The sequence below is a fragment of the Pseudomonas panipatensis genome, from assembly GCF_900099785.1.
Lineage (GTDB): Bacteria > Pseudomonadota > Gammaproteobacteria > Pseudomonadales > Pseudomonadaceae > Pseudomonas > Pseudomonas panipatensis.
In genome coordinates, this window is sequence record NZ_FNDS01000015.1 from 37,208 (window position 1) to 57,687 (window position 20,480).

Here is a 20,480-nt window from a genome sequence, read left to right on the forward strand (position 1 = left end):
TCCTAAGGATGATGCATGACCCTGAACGCCCTCCTGCTGGTCAACCTAGGCTCGCCGGCTTCGCCGCAGGTGGCGGATGTACGCCGCTATCTCGACGAGTTCCTCATGGACCCTTATGTGGTCGATCTGCCCTGGCCGCTGCGCCGCCTGCTGGTGTCGCTGATCCTGATCAAGCGGCCGGAGGCCTCGGCCCATGCCTATTCCTCGATCTGGTGGGACGAGGGCTCGCCACTGATCGTGCTCAGCCGGCGCTTGCAGCAGGCCATGCGCAAGCACTGGCGTCACGGCCCGGTTGCGCTGGCCATGCGCTATGGCGATCCCTCCATGGAGAACGCGCTGCTCGACCTCTATGAGCAAGGCATCCGCCGAGTGACGCTGGCGCCGCTGTACCCGCAGTTCGCCGATAGCACGACCACCACCGTGATCGCCCAGGCCCGTGGGCTGATCCGCCAGCTCGGCCTGCGTGGCATGGAGTTGCTGGTGTTGCCGCCGTTCTATGCCGAGCCGGAGTACCAGCAGGCGTTGCTGGCGAGCGTCCTGCCTTATCTGGAGCAGCCCTACGACCACTTGCTGATGAGCTTCCATGGCCTGCCCGAACGGCATATCCGCAAACTGGTCCGCGACCGCAATCACGATCTCAGTGCCACCAGTAGCCACCGCGTGCGCTCCGAGGTGCTGGCGCTCTGTTACCGCAGCCAGTGCCTGCGCACCGCGGAAATCCTCGCCGAGTCGGCCGGGCTGGAAAAAGGCCGCTGGTCGGTGTCCTTCCAGTCGCGCCTGGGCCGCGACAAATGGATCGAGCCATACACCGAGACGCGCCTCGACGAACTCGCCAAGCGGGGCGTGAAGCGCCTGCTGGTGATGTGCCCGGCGTTCGTCGCCGACTGCATCGAGACCCTGGAGGAAATCGGCCAGCGCGGCCGCGAGCAGTTCATCGAAGCCGGTGGCGAGGAACTGGTGCTGATTCCCTGCCTGAACGACCAGCAGGTCTGGGCCATGGCCCTGAGCCGCCTCTGCGAGCGCCTGCCGGAACCGCTCTGACGATCCTGCCTCGGCGCCCCCGCGGCCATCAGCCAGGGGGCGCCATGCGCATTCAGCTACCTGATAGTGCGCGCGGGCAGCCGCTGGCCGTGCCTAAGCTGGACCTTCTCCCCATCGCTCGAGCCGCGTTGGCGGCGTACAGGAGTCCGGCATGCACAACAAGAATAACGGCTACCCCTCCAGCGCCGTGGCCTGGTCCACGGTGGCGATCCTCATGGTCGCCTACGTCCTTTCCTTCATCGACCGACAGATTCTCAACCTGTTGGTCGGCCCTATCCGTCGCGACCTGGCGATCAGCGATACGCAGATGAGCCTGCTGATGGGCCTGTCTTTCGCGCTCTTCTACACCCTCTGCGGCATTCCCCTCGGGCGCATGGCCGACAGCCGTAGCCGGCGTGGCCTGATCACCGTCGGCGTGCTGATCTGGAGCGCCATGACCGCCGCCTGCGGCCTGGCCCGGCAGTACTGGCAGTTCCTGTTCTTCCGCGTCGGCGTCGGTGTGGGCGAGGCGGCGCTGTCGCCGGCGGCCTATTCGCTGATCGCCGACAGCTTCCCGGCGCAGCGCCGGGCCACCGCCATCAGTGTCTATTCCATGGGGATCTACCTGGGCTCCGGCCTGGCCTTCCTGCTCGGCGGACTGGTGATCAAGTTCGCCTCGGCGCAGGGCGCGGTGCAGTTGCCGTTGCTCGGCGAGGTGCGTCCCTGGCAACTGATCTTCCTGCTGCTCGGCGCCGCCGGGGTGCTCTTCACCCTGCTCATGCTCGCCGTGCGCGAACCGCAGCGGCAAGGTATCGGCGCCGGCGTGGTGGTGCCGATGCGGGAGGTCGGCGCCTACCTGCGGGCCAACCGCAAGACGGTGATCTGCCACAACTTCGGCTTCGCCTGCATCTCCTTCGCCAGCTACGGCAGCGGCGCCTGGGTGCCGACGTTCTTCGTGCGCACCTACGGCTGGGACGCCGGGCATGTCGGCGTGGTCTACGGCAGCATCGTGGCGGTGTTCGGCTGCCTGGGCATTGTCTTCGGCGGACGCCTGGCCGACCGCTGGGCGCGCCGTGGGCGCACGGACGCGAACATGCGCGTCGGTCTGCTGGCGGCCTGCCTGGTGCTGCCGCTGTCGCTGATCTACCCGCTGCTGAACGACGCCAATCTGGTCGCCGTGCTCATGGCGCCGACGGTGTTCTGCCTGAGCATGCCGTTCGGCGTGGCGCCGGCGGCAATCCAGGAAATCATGCCGAACGCCATGCGCGGCCAGGCCTCGGCCATCTACCTGTTCGTCGTCACCCTGTTCGGCCTGGGCGTCGGCCCGACCGCCGTGGCATTGGTGACTGACTATGTGTTCCACGACGACATGGCGCTGCGTTATTCGCTGCTGATCGTCAGCGGCAGCGCCTTGCTGCTCGGTGCTGGCTTCCTGGCGCGCGGCCTGCAACCCTACCGCGACAGCCTCGTCCACCTGCAGCGCTGGAGCGTGCAGCGCGAGGCCGCGGACGCCGCTGCCGGCGGACTGCCGCAGACGACCTGAGCAGACGCGCTGAGCTCCGGACCAAGGTGGTCCGGAGCGCCCCGGTCAGTGGACAGCAATGCCGCTGCCGGATGGCTGCGCACTGGGTTTGGCCAGCAGGGTGTACACGCAGGGCAGCACGAACAGGGTGAACAGCGTGCCGACGCTCATTCCGGTGGCGATCACCACGCCGATATCGAAGCGGCTCACCGCGCCGGCGCCGCTGGCCAGGAGCAGCGGAATCACCCCGAGGACCATGGCGGCGGTGGTCATCAGCACCGGGCGCAGGCGGATGGCGGCGGCTTCCTCGATGGCTTCGCGCACCGACAGGCCACGCTCGCGGCGCAACTGGTTGGCGAACTCGACGATCAGGATGCCGTGCTTGCTGATCAGGCCGATCAGCGTCACCAGGCCGACCTGGGTATAGATGTTCAGGCTCGACAGGCCAAGGAACAGCGGCACCAGGGCGCCGCAGATCGACAGCGGTACGGTGACCATGATCACTAGGGGATCGCGGAAGCTCTCGAACTGCGCGGCGAGGACCAGGAAGATCACCGCCAGGGCCAGGGCGAAGGTCAGCATCAGCGCATTGCCTTCCTGCACGAACTGCCTCGAGGCGCCGGCGTAGTCGCTGGCGAAGCCGCGAGGCGATTCCTCTTCGGCGATCCGTTTCAGCGTCTCGATGGCTTCCCCCATGCTGACCATCGGCACCCCGGAGATGATCGCCGAGTTGAGCTGCTGGAACTGGTTGAGCTGGCGCGGTTGCGCGCGCTCGTGCAGCGTCACCAGGGTGGAGAGGGCGACCAGTTGGCCGTTGCCGTTCTTCACGTAGTAGCTGCCCAGCCAGTCGGGGTTCTCGCGGTACTGGCGCTCGACCTGGGCGATCACCTTGTAGCTGCGCCCGTCGATGGTGAAGCGGTTGATCTCGCCTTCGCCGAGCAGGCTGCCCAGGGTCACCCCAAGGTCCTGCATGGACACGCCCATTTGCGCCGCCTTGGCGCGGTCGATGTCGACCACCAGCTCGGGCTTGTCGAAGGCCAGGTCGAGGTCGAGGAAGGCGAACTTGCCGGACTCCTCGGCGCGTTTCTTGACCTTCTCCGCCACCTGTAGCAGCGACTGGTAGTCGTTGGCGGTGTTGATCACGAACTGGAACGGCAGGCCCTCGCCTGTGCCTGGCAGGGACGGCAGGTTGAAGGCGAAGATCTGCACCCCGGGGATCTTGTCCAGCTCCGCTTGCACGCTGTGCAGCAGGTCCATCTGGCTGCGCTGGCGCTCGTTCCAGGGCTTGAGCAGCATGCCGCCGATGCCGGTCTGCACGCCGTTGTAGCCGTTGATCTGGAACGCCGAGTAGTACTCCGGGAAGCCGCGGAAGATGCTTTCGAACTGACTGGTGTAGCGGTTCAGGTAGTCCAGGTTGGCGGTCTGCGGCGAGTTGGACATGAGGAAGACGATGCCCTGGTCTTCTTCCGGCGCCAGCTCCTTGTGGGTGAACATCAGCAGCAGCGGAATGATCGCCAGCACCAGGACACCGAACACCAGCACCACCGGTCGATTGTCCAGGGTGGCGTGGAGGCTGCGCTGGTAGCGGCGCTTGAGCGCCTCGAAGAGCTGGTCCAGGCGATGCGCCAGGCCGCTGGGGTTCTCTTCGTGACGCAGCAGGCGCGAGCACATCATCGGCGACAGGGTCAGCGCGACTATCCCGGAGATGATCACCGCGCCGGCCAGGGTGAAGGCGAACTCCTTGAATAGCGCCCCGGTCAGGCCGCTGAGGAAACCGATGGGGGCGTAGACCGCTGCCAGGGTGATGGTCATGGTGACCACCGGCACGGCGATTTCCCGGGCGCCCTCGATGGCGCCCTGGAAGGGCGTCTTGCCTTCCTCTATGTGGCGGTGGATGTTTTCCACCACGACGATGGCATCGTCCACCACCAGGCCGATGGCCAGGACCATGGCGAGCAGGGTCAGCAGGTTGATCGAGTAGCCCATCGTCTGCATGAAGAACAGCACGCCGATCATCGACAGGGGAATGGTCACCACCGGGATCAGCACCGAGCGGAACGCACCCAGGAAGAGGAAGACCACCACGATGACGATCAGGATCGCCTCGCCGAGGGTTTTCACCACCTCGTCGATGGACGCCTGGATGAAGCGCGTGGCGTCGTAGGCGATGGTGACCTTGAGGTTCGGCGGCAGCTGCTCCTCCAGCTCCGGCAGCTTGGTGCGGACTTCACGGATCACATCCAGTGGGTTGGAGCTGGGCGTGCCCTTGATGCCGATGTAGACGGAAGGGATGCCGTTGAACGAGCTGACCGAGTCGTAGCTGGCGGCGCCCAGTTCGATGCGCGCCACGTCGCCCATCAACACGCGGCGGTCGCCGAGGGTCTTCAGCGGGATGGCGGCGAAGGCCTCGGGCGACTTCAGGTCGGTGGCGGCATTGACGCTGGTGACCACCAGCTCGCCTTTCACCTCGCCGGCGGCGGAGAGGAAGTTGTATTTGCGCACGGCATCGTCGATGTCGCCGGCGGTGACGCCGTAGGCGGCCATCTTCACCGGGTCCAGCCAGAGACGCATGGCGAACACCTGGTTGCCGAGGATTTCGGCTTCGGCGATGCCCGGCAGGGTAGCCAGCTTGGGCTGGATCACCCGGGACAGGTAGTCGGTGATCTGCGGGTTGTTCATCTGCTCGCTGTAGAAGCTGATGTACATCAACGCCGACGCGTCGGCGGCTTCCTTGTCCAGCACCGGGTCTTCGGCGTCGGGCGGCAGTTGGGTCTTCACTTCGCCGATCTTCGACAGCAGCTCGGTGACCAGCCGATCGGTGTTGGCGCCGATGTGCGCGTAGATCGAGATGACCGAATAATTCTGCCGGCTCACCGAGGTCATGTAGTCGATGCCCTCGGCGCTGGCCAGACTCTGCTGCAGCGGCTGGGTGATGTAGCCCTGGATGGTTTCCGCGTTGGCACCGGCATAGAAGGTGGTGACGGTGATGAGCGCGTTTTCCATTTGCGGGTATTCGCGGATCACCAGCCGGCTGAAGGCCTGCGTGCCGAGCAGGACGATCAGCAGGCTGACCACCGTCGCCAGCACCGGGCGGCGGATGAAGGGATCGGTAAAGGCCATGATTCAATCCTTGGGTTCAGTGCCTGCCGGCGGGTTCAGCGAACGTCTGCGACGATCGCCACCGGGGTGCCGTTGTCCAGCTTGAGCTGGCCGGAGGTCACCACCTGCTCGCCGGCCTTGAGGCCTTCGAGGATCACCACGCTGCCGTCGCGGCGCTGGCCGGTCTTGATGAAGCGGCGCTCTACGCTGAGTTCCGCCTGGCCCTTGGCGTCGAGCTGTGGCTTGCCGTCCTGGTCCTTGCGCGGCACCACCACGAAGACCGAGTTGCCGTAGAGGGTGAAGGCCACCGCGGTTTCCGGCACCACCACGCGGCGGCTGTTTTCCGGCAACTTCACCTCGAGGTTGGCGAACATCCCCGGCAGCAACTTGCCGTCGGGATTGGCCATGCTGGCGCGTACGCGCAGGTTGCGTGTCTCGATATCCACCCGCGGGTTGAGCGCGTCGATGCGTGCCTGGAAGGTCTGCTCCGGGTAGGCGGCCACCCGGACCGCCACTTCCTGGCCGGTCTTCAGCAGGGGGAAGTTCTGTTCGGGCAGATAGAAGTCCACCAGCAGGGTGGATAGGTCCTGCAGGGTCGCGATGGGCGTGCCCGGCGAGACGTAGTCGCCGACGTCCACCTGGCGGATGCCGACGGTCCCGGCGAAGGGCGCGAGGATACGCTTCTTCGCCAGCACCGCCTTGAGCTGCGCGACGGTGGCGCTGGAGCGCTGTAGCTGCGCGGCGAGGCGGTCGAAGTCGCTCTTCGAGATGGCCTGGCGGCCGATCAGGCTGCGGCCGCGCTCGAATTCCACCTGGGCCAGGCCGAGGTCGGCCTCGGCGGTACGCAGAGTGGCTTCCTCGACGGCGCTTTCCAGTTGCACCAGCGGTTGCTCGAAGCGGACCTTTTCGCCGGACTTGAACCATGCCTCGCGGACGGTGCCGGAGACTTCCGCGGTGAGGGTCACGCCCTGGTTGGCGCGCAGGGTGCCGATGGCCGGCAGGCGGCTCTGCCAGTCGCGCTCCTCGACCGGCACTGCGGTGACACTGATCGGCGGCCGGGGGGCGCTGAACTGGGCGATCTGTTTCTTGATGGAGAGGTATTTCGAGCCGGCGAGCGCCGCGATGATCACGGCCACTACGCCGAGCATGATCAGCATGCGGCGCAACATCTTCCTGTTCCTTGGTGAGTGCCTGGCAGCTATCTGCCGCGATCCGCTCGCCCTGGGCGCTGGCGAACTTCCTTTCGCGGGATGATGATCAGGCCGTGGAGCCGATTGGATTGCCCCATTGCAGGGCGGAAAATCCGCACCATAGTCTCAGATCGCGGGCGAGTCAAAGGCCCACGATTTCAAGACGTTTCTCCAGTGTAGGCGGGCGGAGCGGCGAGAGAGGGGCCACATCCTTGTGGCGAAGCGGATCAGGCGCCCAGCCTGTGGGTAACGTCGCTGAGTTCGCCGGACAGGCCGTGCAGGTGCTGGCTGGCGCGATGGGTGCGCTGGACGTTTTCATCGTTGGTCGAGGCGATGGAGGTGATCTCGGCGAGATTGCGCGAGATGTCCTCGGCCACCGAGGTCTGCTCTTCGGCGGCGGTGGCGATCTGCCGGTTCATGTCGCGGATCGCTTCCACCGCATGGGTGATGCTCTGCAGCATGTCGCCGGCCTGGGTCACCTGCTCCAGGCCCTGCTCGCTGCGGCTTTGCCCAGATTCGATGGCGCGCACCGCGTTGACCGCGCCGGTCTGCACGGTGTCGATGATCTGATGGATTTCCGCGGTGGATTCGGCGGTGCGCTGGGCCAGGGTGCGAACCTCGTCGGCGACCACGGCGAAGCCCCGGCCCTGTTCGCCGGCGCGGGCGGCTTCGATGGCGGCGTTGAGCGCCAGCAGGTTGGTCTGCTCGGCGATGCCGCGGATCACCTCGAGGACTTTGCCGATGCGCCCGCTGTCGGCTTCCAGGCGGCGGATGACCTCGGCGGTGCTGGCGATTTCGTCGCTGACCTGGGTGATGGTCTGGATGGTCGACTGCATGACCCGCTCGCCGGATTGGGCATGCTGATCGGCATCGTCGGCGGCGCGCGCGGCGTCGGCGGCGTGGCGCGCCACTTCCTGGGCGGTGGCGGACATCTCGTGCATGGCGGTGGCGACCTGATCGGTACGCGAGAACTGCTCGCGGGTGCCCTCGGCCATGATCGCGGCGATCGCATTGAGTTCGCCGCTGGCGCTGTCCAGCTCGCCGGTGCTGTGCTTGAGGCGGGTGAAGGTGTCGGCGAGGAAGTCGCGCAGGGTATTGGCGGCGCGCGCCAGGCGGCCGAGTTCGTCGCGGCGGCTGCTGTCGACGTGCTGGCCGAAGTTGCCCTGGGCCAGTTGGGCGATATGTTCGATCAGTCGCGAGATGGGGCCGATCAGGTTGCGGTTGACCAGCCACAGGCTGAGCAGCCCGAGCAGGGCGCCGGAGAGCAGCAGGACCAGCGTGCCGAGCAGCACGGTGCGCTGGGCGTTGGCGGCAATGCTGCGCGATTGCTGTTCGGCGAGCTGGTGCAGGCTGTTGACCAGGGCGCTCATCTGCGCGCTGGCATTGCGGTCGATGCCCTTGACCGCGGCGTCGCCGGCGCGCGGTTCGCCACCGGCGGCGAGGAAGGCGTCACGCCCCTTGCGGTAGGCGGCGCCGAGCTGACGGTGTTCCTCGCGCAATTGGCTGACCTGGCGCTGTAGCTCGGGGTCGGCGCTGCTGTTCTGCTGCAACTGCTGGAGGATGTCCTGGACGTTGCGTTCCTGCTCCTCGAACAGCCCCCAGTATTTCTGCATATCGCTCGGCATCTGCCCGCGCAGCAGCACGTCTTTCCATTCCTGGACCTGGTTCTTGAACGCCAGGTTGGCCTTGTCGATGAGCTGGGCGGACTGCAACGGGCCGTCGAGCAGGCGCTGGTAGGCGTTGATGCCGCCGGAGAGGAACTGGAAGCAGGCCAGGGCAATGAGCAGAACGAGCAACAGGCTGCCGCCCAGCAAAGCAAGGATCTGCGTGCGCAGGGAAGTATTGAGGAACATCGTGTTACGCCTCGGAGACGCGGAGTGGGATTCGGTCGATGGATGCATCGGCTGCGCGCGCCGCCAGCATGAGCGCTGGCGGACGAGTGGCAACGCCATGCTAGAGGGGCGCGATGACGATTTCGTTGGCGCCCCGTCAGGAGCCGTTCAGGCCAGGTGCAGGTGGTTGTCCCAGAAGGCCGGCGGCAGTTCCAGCGGCTGCCCGGCGATGCGCTCGCCGCGGCAGTCGTAGAAGCGGCAGCGACCCTGTCCGGAAGTGACCACGAAGCCGTCCTTCACCGCGCCGACCCCGGCACAGTCCGGCAGCGAGGTGTCCAGGCGCACGGCGCCGCTGTCCAGGTCCCAGATGAAGAAGCGGTTGCCGCGTGGCGCGGTCAGCGCGACCAGGCGCAACTCGTCGTGTATCGCCACGCTGGCGGTGTACTGGGCCATGGCCAGGCGCTGCGCGTCGGCCAACGGAAAGGGCTGGAACGGTTGGCCGGGGCGCTTGATCGCCAGCAGATCGGCGTGGTCGTGGGCGTCGCCCATGTACTGCTGGCCGGCGACGATGGTGCCGTCGCGGGCGATGGCCAGGTGGCGCACGCTGTTCATCTGCTGGGCCAGGGTTTCCTTGGCGATCAGGCTGCCATCGCGGCGCATCAGCACCAGGCTCGGCTCCATCGCATTGAGGTTCATCTCCACGCGGCTTTCTGCCTCGGTGCGGATGCCGCCGTTGGCGACGACCAGGGTTTCACCGTCGGGCATCCAGGACACCTGGTGCGGGCCCAGGCCGTGGCTCGACAGCTCGCCGGCATGGCTCAGACGGCTGCCATCGAAGCGGTAGACGCCGAGCATGCCGCGGCCCGGATCGCTGGTGTCGTTCTCGGTGGCGTAGAGCCAGTCGCCGCTCGCGTGGAACACGCCGTGGCCGTAGAAGTGGCGGTTCGGCTGCGCCGCCAGACTCTGCAGCAAGCGGCCGTCCTCCAGGTGAATGAGGTAACTGACGCGCCCCGGCCGGCGCGCGACGAACAGCGCCAGCGGCAGCGTCGGGTGCTGCACGATGTCGTGGCAGCGCAGCCCGACCTCGGTGGCGAACACTTGGCGGCCATCCAGGCGGTAGCCGACCGCATAGTGCTTGCCGTCGGCGGCGTCGCGGGCGGACAGCAGCAGCGGCTCCTTGCCTTTGCGCGACAGCGTCCAGCCGCCGAGGCTCAAGGCGCCGAGCAGCAGGCTGCCGAGGCCGATCACATGACGTCGCAGCATGGCGTGTACCTCTCAGAAAGAACGATTCGCGAGCGATCAGTCGCCGTCGTTGGCGTTGAAACCCAGCTGCACGCCGAGGGCTTTGGCGAGGTCGCCCTCGTGCAAGCGGTGGACCGTGTTGAGGCTGTCGTACAGCGCGTTGAGTCGCTGTATGCCGGCATCGTCCTTGAGCAGCACGCCAAGCGGCTGCTGCAGCGCGGCGAGCTTGCCGCGGGCGTCGGCGTAGGCCGCGTCGATCTTGCCGGCCAGCGCCTTCTGCGCGCTCGGCAGCAGGGCGCGCAGGCCCTTGCCGTCGGTGCCGTTCCAGAGCGCTTCGGCGCCGACCAGCCCGGACTCCAGGCTGGCCAGGGAGGCGTCGCTGCGCCAGGCCTCGGCCTGGAATGGCTGCGCAATGCCTTTGCTCTGGCGACCCAGCGGGGTGCCAAGTTTCTTCTTCAGCGAGTCGAGGGCGGTGACCTGCACGCGCAGCAGTTCGGCGATGGCTTCGTGGGCATCGGCGTAGCGCTCGTTGGGGAACTTGGACAGTTGGCTGAGCATGCCGCCATCGTTCTTCCAGCGCGCGAGGATGTCCTCGGCCAACTGCTGCTGATGGGCGCCGATGGCTTCGAGCAGCGGGCAGTAGCGCGCCTTGGTGGCGGCGTCGGCAAGGTCGATCCTGGCGTCGAAGAGGATGTATTCGTAAGCGGTCAGGCCCTGCACCACCACGCTGGACTTGGCCAGGCTCGCCGGGTCGATGGGCGCGCCGCCGTCGAGCAATTGCTCGATCTGGCGCGCCACCAGGTTCTTCTTGTCCGGCCAGAACTGAATCTGCCAGGCGCGATTGCCTTCGGCCAGCGGTCCGACCAACAGCGGTTGCAGCTCGGACCAGGCCTTTTGCGCGGCGACGAAGTCGGCACGGGCGCGGGCCAGGTCTTCCTGGCCTTGGCAGAAGGCCAGGGCGCTGGCGGCCAGGGTGCGGTCGGCATCGACCCAGCGGCTGTAGGCCGGCAGTATCACCTGCTGCGCCAGCGCGGCGCTGGTGGTCGCCTGCGGGTCTTGCGGCGAGCAGGCGCCGAGGGCGATGGCGAGGCTGGTGATCAGTAGGCGTGGGCGGAACATGTTCGGCTCCTTAGAGGGAATTCAGGAAGTCCAGCAGGGCGCTGCGCTGTTCAGCGTCGAAGGCCAGTACCCGCTGTTTGGCCGCCTCGGCTTCGCCACCGTGCCAGAGCACGGCTTCGAGCAGGTTGCGCGCGCGACCGTCGTGGAGGAACTGGGTGTGGCTGTTGACCGCCTCGGTCAAGCCGATGCCCCACAGCGGCGGGGTGCGCCAGTCGCGACCGCTGGCGAGGAACTCCGGGCGGTGGTCGGCCAGGCCTTCGCCCATGTCGTGCAGCAGCAGGTCGCTGTAAGGGTGGATCACCTGGTTGGCCAGTTCCGGCTCGGCGGCGGTGGCGGCGGTGGTGAATGTCGCGGTGTGGCAGCCGGCGCAACCGGCCTGCTGGAACAGGGCCTTGCCGGCCAGGACATTGGCGGCATCGACATTGCGCCGCGCCGGCACCGCCAGGTTGCGGCTGTAGAACAGCACCTGGTCGAAGATGTGCTGGCTGACTTCCGGGTGGCCGCCGTCGATGGCCGAACGGCAGGCGCGCTGTGCCTCGCTGCAATCGTCCTGGGGCAGGCGGTCGCTGGTCAGGCCCATGTCATTGGCGAAGGCGTGGGCATTCTGCTGCGGGATATTCGGCTGCCCGGCTTTCCAGCCGAAGCGGCCGAGCACGGTCTGCCCGGCGGCCTCGTCCCAGACCCGGTTGGCGCGGCCGCGAATGCCGTCGCCATTGCGGTCCCGAGGGTCTTCGTTGGCGAGGATCGCCTGTTCCGGGATGGCTTCGAGCAGGCCGAGGCCGATCATCGGCGGGGCGACCCGCGCGGAGAACTGCGTGTCCGCGCGCATGGGACCGTAGCCGAGCTGGCTCAGGCGCAGGATCGGCTTGCGCAACGCGACCACGCTGCCGTCCTTGAATGTCACCGGCACGCTGTCGTAGTCGACGCGGACCTTGGCCTCCGGCACCAGGCCGGGGATGGCGGCGTCCTGTAGCTGACCACCGTAGACCGGCTCCGGGATCACGCCCAGGCGCTTGAGCAGCTCGGCTTCGGCGGGGCTGGCGGGAATCGACAGGCGCACCAGCATGGACACCGCGCTGATGTCGTTGGCGCTCGGCGGGTGGCCGCGGCCGTCCTTGATATGGCAATTCTGGCAGGCGTTGGTGTTGTACAGCGGGCCCAGGCCATCGCGCGCTGTGGTGGTGGACGGCGCGATCACCCAGGGGTTGCGGAAGAAACTGTTGCCGACGCTGAAGTCCAGACGGCGGCTCGGCGTCAGGTTGGCCGAGGGCATGGAAAAGGCGTTGCGATCACTCTGGAACACGCTGGCGCTGCCGCCGGACAAGGCCTCGCCGGCCTCGACCCGCGCCACCGGCTCGGCCGGCTTGCAGGCGGCCAGGGCCAGTACGGCGAACAGTGGGGCGAGACGCAGGGCGGTCGGGCGGCACGACATCGAAACGATCCAGGCGGGCAAAACAGGCGCGCCATCTTAGCAGTTGTTCAAATACAAATACGAAGCTTTCTGTTTGCCTTCTGCGTGGCGATGCTCGCGAAAACGCCAAGACCCCTGGGGTCTTGGCGCTGCAGTGGCGAGGTTGCGACTGGGGGCCGCAGCCTCGTCCGGGGCGATCAGAACTGGTGATCGGCGTTGTCCGGCTTCAGGTCCTGGATGCCCAGGGCGCCGGCGGCTTTCTCGATGGCGCCGGTCTGTTTGACCAGGGAGGCGATGACGTCGCTGATGATCTTGTGATCGGCTTCGTCGGCCGGGGCGATCATCTGGTCGAAGTGCACGCCATCCTTTTCCGCGCGGTCGACGATGACCTGCATTTTCGCCCGGGTGCCGTCGAGGTCGGCCTTCAGGTCGTTGTCCGCCTGGGCGTCGGCCTTGGCGACCAGCGAGGACAGGCTCGGGCCGGTGACCAGGCTGCCGTCCATGCGCTTGTACTGACCGAGGTAGATGTTGCGGATGCCTTCGGCGTTGAAGTACAGGGTGTGGTGGGTGTTGTCGCTGAAGCAGTCGTGTTCGTCTTCGGTGGAGTTGGCCTCCAGCGCCACCTTCATGCGCTCGCCGGCCAGTTCGCCGAGGGACAGGCTGCCCAGGCCGAAGAACATCTTGCGCAGGTTGGCGTCGGCGCTGTCGGCTTCCAGCTTGGCGCGGTAGTTGTCGGCGACACCGGCCTTCCAGTTGCCGACCATCTCGTCGAGGTTGGCCACCAGCAGGTCGGTGACGGCCTTCAGGTAGGCGGCACGCCGGTCGCAGTGGCCGTTGCTGCAGTCCTTGCCCTGGGCGTAGTCGGTATAGGGGCGGTTGCCGGCGCCCGGCTGCGTGCCGTTCAGGTCCTGGCCCCAGAGGAGAAATTCGATGGCGTGGTAGCCGGTGGCGACGTTGGCTTCGGAGCCGCCAATCTCATTGAGCTTGGCCAGTTTCTCGGCGGTGATTTCCTTGACGTCGATCTTGTCCTCGCCAACCTGGATCTCGCTGTTGGCGATGATGTTGGCGTTGGCCGCGGGGTTGCCTTCGGCGTGCTGATAGTCTTTGGCCACGTAATCGATCAGGCCTTCGTCCAGGGGCCAGGAGTTCACCGGGCCTTCCCAGTCGTCGACGATCTTGTTGCCGAAGCGGAAGGCTTCGCTCTGCGAGTAGGGTACGCGCGCCGCCAGCCAGGCCTCGCGGGCGGCCTTGAGGTTGGCTTCGCTGGGCGCGGCGATCAGCGCATCGACGGCTTTCTGCAGGGTCTTGGCGGTGCTCAGGGCGTCGCCATAGACGGCCTCGGCCATGTCCGCGTAGTTCTTCACCACGGCCTTCACGGCGGCGGCGTCGGCCTTGATCGCCGGCGCGGCGTTCGGCGTGCTGGCGGCCGGGGCGCTGGCCTGGCTGGCCGGGGCCGCGGCCTCTTTCTTGTCATCGCCGCAGCCGGCGAGGGTGATGGCAATGGCCAGCAGGCTGGCGGTAGCCCAGGGCATACGAGTCATGGCGAGTTCCTTAGCATGGGAGTGGCGCGAAAGAGAGTGCGCATATAAAACGGCAACATAATGCGAAAGATTTGCATTTTTGAAAAGACCGGCGCGCGCTTTCCTGGCGCATGGCCATGACGTCCGTTGCTAAGGAGGGAAACGAGGGCGCTCAGCGCCGCTCGATGGAGGAACTGCCGGCGGCCTCGGCGAGGCGCCGTGCCTGCTTCAGGTAAAGGGTCAGCTCGCGCGCCGGCAGTGGCTTGCTGTACAGGTAGCCCTGCCCCTCGTGGCAACCCTGGGCAATGATGTAGGCCTCTTGCTCGACGGTTTCCACGCCTTCGGCGATCACCTGCATGCTGAGGTTCTTGCCGAGCTGGATGATGGCGCGAACGATGGTGGCGTCGTCGTCATCCTGCAGCAGGTCCTGGACGAAGCTCTTGTCGATCTTGATCTTGTCTAGCGGCAGGCTCTTCAGGTAGCTGAGCGAGGAGTAGCCGGTGCCGAAGTCGTCGATGGCGATCAGCGCGCCGGCGCGACGCAGGCTGAGCAGGTGCTGGGCGGCGGTGGAGATGTCTTCCATCAGGCCGGTCTCGGTGACTTCCAGCTCCAGCGAACGCGGCGGCAGGCGGTGGATCTGCAGCAGGTTGCTGACTACCCGCGGCAGCGCGTTGTGGCGCAGTTGCACGGTGGACAGGTTGACCGCCATGCGCAGATCGTCGAAGCCCTGGTCATGCCATTCGCGCAGTTGCCGGCAGGCCTGGTCGAGCACCCACTCGCCAATGCTGAAGATGCTGCCGTTCTGTTCCGCCAGCGGGATGAACAGGTCCGGGGCGACCCAGCCCTGGGTCGGGTGCTGCCAACGCAGCAGGGCCTCGACGCCGACCACGCGGTGATCGCGGTAGGACACCTGTGGCTGGTAGACCAGATGCAGTTCGTTGCGTGCCAGGGCGTCGCGCAGGTCCTTTTCCAGTTCGCGGCGGCGGCGCATCTCGCTGTCGACGCTGGCGATGTAGAACTGGTAGCGGTTGCGCGAGCGGGTCTTGGCCAGGGTCATGGTCTGCTCGGCTTTCTGCAGCAGCTTCTCGGTGCTCTCGCCATCCTCCGGGTAGAGGGTGATGCCGATGGTGGCGCGCAGGTGCACGGACTGTTCGTCCAGGTCGAATGGCTGCTCGAGGTCGTCGAGAATCTGCTGGGCCAGCTCCGCCGCTTCGTAGGGTTGCTCGATGTCGGCCTGGACCAGGGCGAACTGGTCGCCGCCCAGACGCGCCAGGGCGCCGAGGTGGGCGCTGCGCGCGCGCAGGCGGTCGGCGAGGGCGAGCAGCAGCTGGTCGCCGAACTGGTAGCCGTGCTGTTCGTTGATGCCCTTGAAGTCATCCAGGCCCAGGCAGAGCACTGCGACGCGGTGTTCCAGGCGGGTCGCGTCGGAAAGGATCTGATCCAGGCGTTGCTGCAGCAGCTTGCGGTTCGGCAGGCCGGTGAGGAAGTCGTACTGGGAGATGCGCAGCAGGCTGTTTTCCGCCTCGCGGCGCAGGTGGCCATTGCGCTCGATGGACTCCAGCAACTGGTTGGCGGTGTTGATCCACAGGCCCAGTTCGTTGTTCTCGTGACCGGGCAGCATCGGCAGCTTGTGCTCGCCGGGGCGGTCGGGGTTGATGCTGGTGAGGTTGTCGATGATGCGCCACAGCGGCTTGGTCAGCAGCCAGTGATAGACCAGGAACAGCACCAGGCCCATGGCCAGCGCACGGAGGATGCCGGAGAGGAAGATGATCACCGAGGTGACCACGAAATCCTGGCCGTAGGGGGCGGTGTCCAGGGTGATGCTCAGGTCGCCGTAGTATTCGCCGGGGTCGCCGCGGCCGATCAGGCGGATGGAGTAATGCTGCTCGGCGCCGAGAATCGGGTCGGTCAGCCAGCGGGTCGAGGAGTCCAGCGGCGGGCGCGATTTCTCCGCGAGCATGGGTTCGTCGGGGTGGCCGATGGAGGCCTGGCGCACGGCCTCATGCTGGAAGAGTCCTTCGAGGACCTGCATGGCCATGTCGCGGTCCAGGCTGTAGACCGCCTGCGTCGAGGGATCGCGGACCATGGCGAGAATGCGCTGGGCGTCGTTGTGTACGGCCTGACGCGCCTTGTGGGCGTCGAAGACGATCTGTGCGCAACTCAGGACGACGCCGACCGCAAGTGCCGCGAGCAGAACGACGCGCAGCAACTTGAGAGAAAGTCTGTGCCGTGGGTCCAGTTTCAAGGGGCTTTCCTTGTTCATCGCCATCCGGCGAAAGACTGGTCTGAGTATTGGCAAATGCCGCTTTGACGTCAAAGGGCCAGTAAGCAATTTTGCGCAAAAGCCGACTCTCAGGTTAGACGAGCATGGCCCGAGTGGCGCGCAAAAAGCAGAAACCCGGCACTGGGCCGGGTTTCCACGGGAACGCTGAAGGTATCAGGCAGCGAAGTTCTTCGCTACGTAATCCCAGTTCACCAGGTTCCAGAAGGCTTCGACGTACTTCGGACGCAGGTTGCGGTAGTCGATGTAGTAGGCGTGTTCCCAGACGTCGCAGGTCAGCAGCGGGGTGTCGCCGCTGGTCAGCGGGTTGCCGGCGCCGATGGTGCTGGCCAGGGCCAGGGAACCGTCGGCCTTCTTCACCAGCCAGGCCCAGCCGGAGCCGAAGGTGCCGATGGCGGTCTTGGTGAACTCTTCCTTGAACTTGTCGAAGGAACCGAAAGCGGCGTTGATGGCGTCAGCCAGGGCGCCGGTGGGCTGGCCACCGCCGTTCGGGCTCAGGCACTCCCAGTAGAAGGTGTGGTTCCACACCTGGGCGGCGTTGTTGAAGATGCCACCGGAAGAGGTCTTGACGATGTCTTCCAGGCTCTTGCCTGCGAACTCGGTGCCCGGGATCAGGTTGTTCAGGTTCACGACATAGGTGTTGTGGTGCTTGTCGTGGTGGAATTCCAGGGTTTCCGCCGAGATGTGCGGCTCAAGGGCATTCTTCGCGTAAGGCAGCGGCGGCAATTCGAAAGCCATGGTGTCTCTCCTATTTCCTCAGGTCTGGGCTAGCGCGGCGAACGCGCGACCGGTACACGGGGCCGGTTCGGTGATTGTCGCGGCATCCGTACGTAGCGGCTGCGATCCTCGGATCGGGCCGCGCGCCGGGTGCGTCCAGGAAGCCTAGCTCTCTGGCGCCGCGAGGGTCGGATCATAGCACCCGCCCCCCGGCATATCCACGCAGCAACTGTAGGGGCAAAGTCGTATAGACAGTGGCTCCCGCGGCCCGCCTTCAGCGTTGCGCCATCGTCCGCGTTCAGGCCGGGAGGATCAGTTGCGAGGCCATGCCCAGCATCATCACCGCCACCATCAGGTCGACCAGCCGCCAGGTCGTCGGGCGCGCCAGCCAGGGCGCGAGCCAGGCGGCGCCGAAGGCGAGGGTGAAGAACCACAGCAGCGAGGCGCTGGCGGCGCCCATGGCGTAGGCGCCGGGCGCATCCTGCTGGGCGCCGAGGGAGCCGATCAGCAGCACGGTGTCGAGGTACACGTGGGGATTGAGCAGCGTAACCGCCAGGGCCGCCAGGAGTACCGCGCGGCGTGAGCGGCTGCCGGTCTCGCCGGTCTGCGCCATGCCTTGCGGGGCGAGCGCGCGGAGCAGCGCCTTGAGTCCGTACCAGATCAGGAAGACCGCTCCGCCCCAGCGCGCCACGGCGAGCAGGGTGGGGTTCTCCGCCAGCACCCGGGCCAGACCGAAGACCCCGGCGCTGACCAGTACGGCATCGCACAGCACGCACAGCGCGGCCACCGCCAGGTGATGTTCGCGGCGCAGGCTCTGGGCCAGGACGAAGGCGTTCTGCGCGCCGATGGCGATGATCAGGCCGGCGGCCACCAGCAGGCCGTTGAGGTAGCTCTGCCACATTGTCATGCCCTCCCGCTGCCGGCCAGGCGCCGCAGTATCTGCAGTGCCTGGGAGCCGTCGCGGTGAGCGACGAACAGGTGATCGTGGAATACCGCGGCGACCACGTTGCAACTGATCCCGGCCTCGGCCAGGGCGCTGGCCACCGCGGCGGTGAGGCCGACCGCCTGTAGCGCCGAGTGCACTTCCAGGGTCAGCCAGGCGGCGACGTAGTCGAAGTCCAGGTCGAGGCGTTCGGCTTCGCCGCGTTCGAGGATCAGGGTCAGCCCTTCGCGTTCCCGGAAGCTGCCGAGCACCTGGGCAGCGGCTGGCGCCGCGCCTGAGGGAAGGGTGCAGAACACGTATTCGCCGGGGTTGAGCACCGGGGTCATGTCGCGCAGCAACGCGTTGAGAGAGGTTTCGCCGGCCATGCAAGGCTCCTGGAACTGCGGGGATGAGCGGGAAGTGCTGGCGAGTCTGCGGTTCGCGCCTGTATAAGAAAAACGAATCTTGGTGATGTCCCATTAGGAAAATCGATCATGTTCGATTACAAGCTGCTGGCCGCCTTGGCCGCCGTGGTGGAACAGGGCGGCTTCGAGCGTGGAGCGCAGGTGCTGGGGCTGTCGCAATCGGCGATCTCCCAGCGCATCAAGTTGCTCGAAGCGCGGGTCGGCCAGCCGGTGCTGGTCCGTGCCGCACCGCCGCAACCGACCGAGCTGGGCCGGCGCCTGCTCAACCATGTGCAGCAGGTCCGCCTGCTGGAGGGCGATCTGCAGCAGTGGGTGCCGGCACTGGACGAGGAGGGCGCGCCCGAGCGCCTGCGCGTGGCGCTCAATGCCGACAGCCTGGCGACCTGGTGGGCCGCCGCGGTGGGGGATTTCTGCGCCGAGCGCCGGGTCTTGCTCGATCTGGTGGTGGAGGACCAGGAAGTCGGCCTCAAGCGCATGCGCGCCGGCGAGGTGGCCGGCTGCGTCTGCGCCAGCCCGCGTCCGGTGGCCGGCGCCCGTAGCGAGCCGCTGGGGGCGATGCGTTACCGTGGCCTGGCCAGCCCGGCGTTCCTCGCCCGGCACTTTGCCGATGGTGTCCGTGCCGAGGCCCTGGCCAGGGTGCCGGCCATCGTCTTCGGGCCGGATGACCAGTTGCAGCACCGTTACCTCGCTGAGCTGGGCGTTGACGGCGCTTTCCTTTATCACCTGTGCCCCTCTTCCGAAGGCTTCGTGCGCATGACCTGCGCAGGCCTGGGCTGGGGGCTGGTGCCCGAGCTGCAGGTCGAGGGCGAACTGGCCCGTGGCGAGCTGGTGGAGTTGCTGCCGGGGCGGGCCATCGATGTGCCGCTGTACTGGCACCATTGGCGCAATGGCGGCGAACTGCTCGGCGCCTTGGGCGCGCACCTGCTGCGGTATGCCGGCGCGACCCTGGTGCCGATCGCCAACTGATCAGCCGCGGATGACGATCTGCCCGCTGCCCGGCAGGCGTTCCACGCAACGTTTGCCGAACAACCGGGATGGCGTGAAGTAGCCGCCGGGGCCGGCATAGTCGAGCAGGTGCGTCACGGCCATGAGGACGCCGTGCAGGGTGACGTCGTAGCCGTTGGCGGTTTCCAGGCGGGCGGTTCGGCGTTCGCCGGCGGCATTGCGCACTTCGCCCCAGACCCAAGTGCGCAGGCGGCTGCGCGTTAACTGGTCGGGGCCCTGAATGCGCTGCTGCGCCTGGCGTTTGAGCCAGCGCTGCACACCGTCGCGAGCGAGCAGTGGGCGTAGCGGATCGAGCAGGCGCATGCCCAGGGCCAGCAGCGGCGGCGCCGGCAGGTACACCTCGATGTTGCCAATGCCGGTGGTGTAGAAGGCCGTGGCCACGTCGCCCCAGGGAATGCTGACGGCATGCTTGAGGCCGCGGCCGAAGTCGATGTCGCGCTGCTTGTAGCCCAGCGGCACGTCGCGCACTTCGCCGTCCTGGCGCACCTTGCCGCCGAGCTTGAGGCCTTCCACGGTGGTCTTGGCGGTGCCCGGCGACAGCCCGCTGCCGGTGTCGAAGCCGAGTGCCAGTTGGTTGGCGTCGGGCATGGCCTGGGCCAGGCAGGCGGCCACGCAATCGGTGGGGATGACGTCGAAGCCCACGCCGGGGCAGAGCGCGATGCCGGCGTCACGCGCGCGCTGGTGGAGACCGTGGGCATGCTCGAAGACGGCGATCTCGCCGGTGATGTCCACATAGTGGCAGGCGCTCGCCAGGCAGGCCTCCAGCAGCGGCGCGGCGGTGGCCGAGAAGGGCCCGGCGCAGTTCGCCAGTACCGCGACATCGGCCAGCGCCTGGGTGGCGCCCGGCGCGTCGGCGGCGAAGATCCGACACTCCAGGCCGAGCTGGCTGCCCAGCGCCTGGACCGCGGCCGGGTCGCGCCCGCCCAGCAGAGGGCGTAGGCCCTGGCGGCAGGCCTGTTCGGCGACCAGTCGGGCGGTGTAGCCGTTGGCGCCATAGATCATCCAGTGCGTCTTGCTCATGTCGGCTCTCGCTGTGGGGTACGGGTTCAAGGCTAGCCGTTCTAAGCGCCTCCGGGCGGCGTTGTCGCCTGGCCGGAGGTCGAGCGGTCCGCAAGGATGCTGTTATGGCGTGCGTTACCAGCGTGGCGGCGCGGCGGGCCTGCTAGAGTCGGCGA

Annotated in this window: 15 protein-coding genes and 1 pseudogene; 3 read left to right on the plus strand and 13 right to left on the minus strand. The window is 67.0% G+C overall.

Annotated features, from left to right (window positions below):
* The first annotated feature begins 15 nt into the window (after nucleotides 1-15).
* Complete coding sequence (locus tag BLQ74_RS24785) at nucleotides 16-1,041, plus strand: ferrochelatase (RefSeq protein ID WP_090267874.1); 1,026 nt, start codon at nucleotides 16-18, stop codon at nucleotides 1,039-1,041.
* A 151-nt stretch (nucleotides 1,042-1,192) separates the two neighbouring features.
* Nucleotides 1,193-2,563 (plus strand): spinster family MFS transporter, encoded by a 1,371-nt coding sequence (locus BLQ74_RS24790; RefSeq protein WP_090267876.1) that lies wholly within the window; start codon nucleotides 1,193-1,195, stop codon nucleotides 2,561-2,563.
* A gap of 45 nt (nucleotides 2,564-2,608) precedes the next feature.
* Here BLQ74_RS24790 and BLQ74_RS24795 read toward each other — a convergent pair whose 3' ends face one another.
* The 12 genes and pseudogenes from BLQ74_RS24795 to BLQ74_RS24845 form a co-directional block, all read right to left on the minus strand.
* The gene (locus BLQ74_RS24795) at nucleotides 2,609-5,662 is read right to left on the minus strand and encodes a multidrug efflux RND transporter permease subunit (protein WP_090267878.1); all 3,054 of its coding nucleotides are present in this window, start codon (nucleotides 5,660-5,662) and stop codon (nucleotides 2,609-2,611) included.
* Nucleotides 5,663-5,697: 35 nt separating this feature from the next.
* Nucleotides 5,698-6,810 carry an efflux RND transporter periplasmic adaptor subunit gene (locus tag BLQ74_RS24800; protein WP_090267880.1) on the minus strand — a complete coding sequence of 371 codons (1,113 nt, stop codon included), beginning with the start codon at nucleotides 6,808-6,810 and terminating at the stop codon, nucleotides 5,698-5,700.
* 248 nt (nucleotides 6,811-7,058) lie between these two features.
* Nucleotides 7,059-7,826 carry a methyl-accepting chemotaxis protein gene (locus tag BLQ74_RS28240; protein ID WP_425287514.1) on the minus strand — a complete coding sequence of 256 codons (768 nt, stop codon included), beginning with the start codon at nucleotides 7,824-7,826 and terminating at the stop codon, nucleotides 7,059-7,061.
* Nucleotides 7,827-7,991: 165 nt separating this feature from the next.
* Nucleotides 7,992-8,783 (minus strand): annotated as a pseudogene (locus BLQ74_RS28245) (hypothetical protein); the annotation flags it as partial.
* Nucleotides 8,784-8,831: 48 nt separating this feature from the next.
* Nucleotides 8,832-9,926 (minus strand): DUF1513 domain-containing protein, encoded by a 1,095-nt coding sequence (locus BLQ74_RS24810; protein WP_090267884.1) that lies wholly within the window; start codon nucleotides 9,924-9,926, stop codon nucleotides 8,832-8,834.
* A 36-nt stretch (nucleotides 9,927-9,962) separates the two neighbouring features.
* The gene (locus BLQ74_RS24815; protein WP_090267885.1) at nucleotides 9,963-11,024 is read right to left on the minus strand and encodes an imelysin family protein; all 1,062 of its coding nucleotides are present in this window, start codon (nucleotides 11,022-11,024) and stop codon (nucleotides 9,963-9,965) included.
* Between the two features lie 10 nt (nucleotides 11,025-11,034).
* On the minus strand, nucleotides 11,035-12,456 hold the full coding sequence (locus BLQ74_RS24820) for a di-heme oxidoreductase family protein (RefSeq protein ID WP_090267887.1): 1,422 nt from the start codon (nucleotides 12,454-12,456) through the stop codon (nucleotides 11,035-11,037).
* A 176-nt stretch (nucleotides 12,457-12,632) separates the two neighbouring features.
* Entirely contained in the window at nucleotides 12,633-13,976 is a 1,344-nt protein-coding gene (locus BLQ74_RS24825; protein WP_090267889.1) for an imelysin family protein, read from the minus strand.
* A 151-nt stretch (nucleotides 13,977-14,127) separates the two neighbouring features.
* A complete protein-coding gene (locus tag BLQ74_RS24830) occupies nucleotides 14,128-16,200 on the minus strand; it encodes a putative bifunctional diguanylate cyclase/phosphodiesterase (RefSeq protein ID WP_090267952.1) in 2,073 nt (690 codons plus the stop codon).
* Nucleotides 16,201-16,392: 192 nt separating this feature from the next.
* On the minus strand, nucleotides 16,393-16,974 hold the full coding sequence (gene sodB, locus BLQ74_RS24835; protein WP_090267891.1) for a superoxide dismutase [Fe]: 582 nt from the start codon (nucleotides 16,972-16,974) through the stop codon (nucleotides 16,393-16,395).
* A gap of 277 nt (nucleotides 16,975-17,251) precedes the next feature.
* A complete protein-coding gene (locus BLQ74_RS24840) occupies nucleotides 17,252-17,854 on the minus strand; it encodes a LysE/ArgO family amino acid transporter (protein ID WP_090267893.1) in 603 nt (200 codons plus the stop codon).
* Between the two features lie 2 nt (nucleotides 17,855-17,856).
* Nucleotides 17,857-18,261, minus strand: a complete 405-nt coding sequence (locus BLQ74_RS24845) for an ACT domain-containing protein (protein WP_090267894.1) — start codon at nucleotides 18,259-18,261, stop codon at nucleotides 17,857-17,859.
* A 108-nt stretch (nucleotides 18,262-18,369) separates the two neighbouring features.
* Here BLQ74_RS24845 and BLQ74_RS24850 point away from each other — a divergent pair, with 108 nt between their 5' ends.
* Nucleotides 18,370-19,266, plus strand: a complete 897-nt coding sequence (locus tag BLQ74_RS24850; RefSeq protein ID WP_090267895.1) for a LysR family transcriptional regulator ArgP — start codon at nucleotides 18,370-18,372, stop codon at nucleotides 19,264-19,266.
* Here the strand turns inward: BLQ74_RS24850 and BLQ74_RS24855 are convergent, their stop codons facing one another.
* A complete protein-coding gene (locus tag BLQ74_RS24855; protein WP_090267896.1) occupies nucleotides 19,267-20,325 on the minus strand; it encodes a saccharopine dehydrogenase family protein in 1,059 nt (352 codons plus the stop codon). It lies immediately after the preceding gene.
* Between the last annotated feature and the right edge of the window lie 155 nt (nucleotides 20,326-20,480).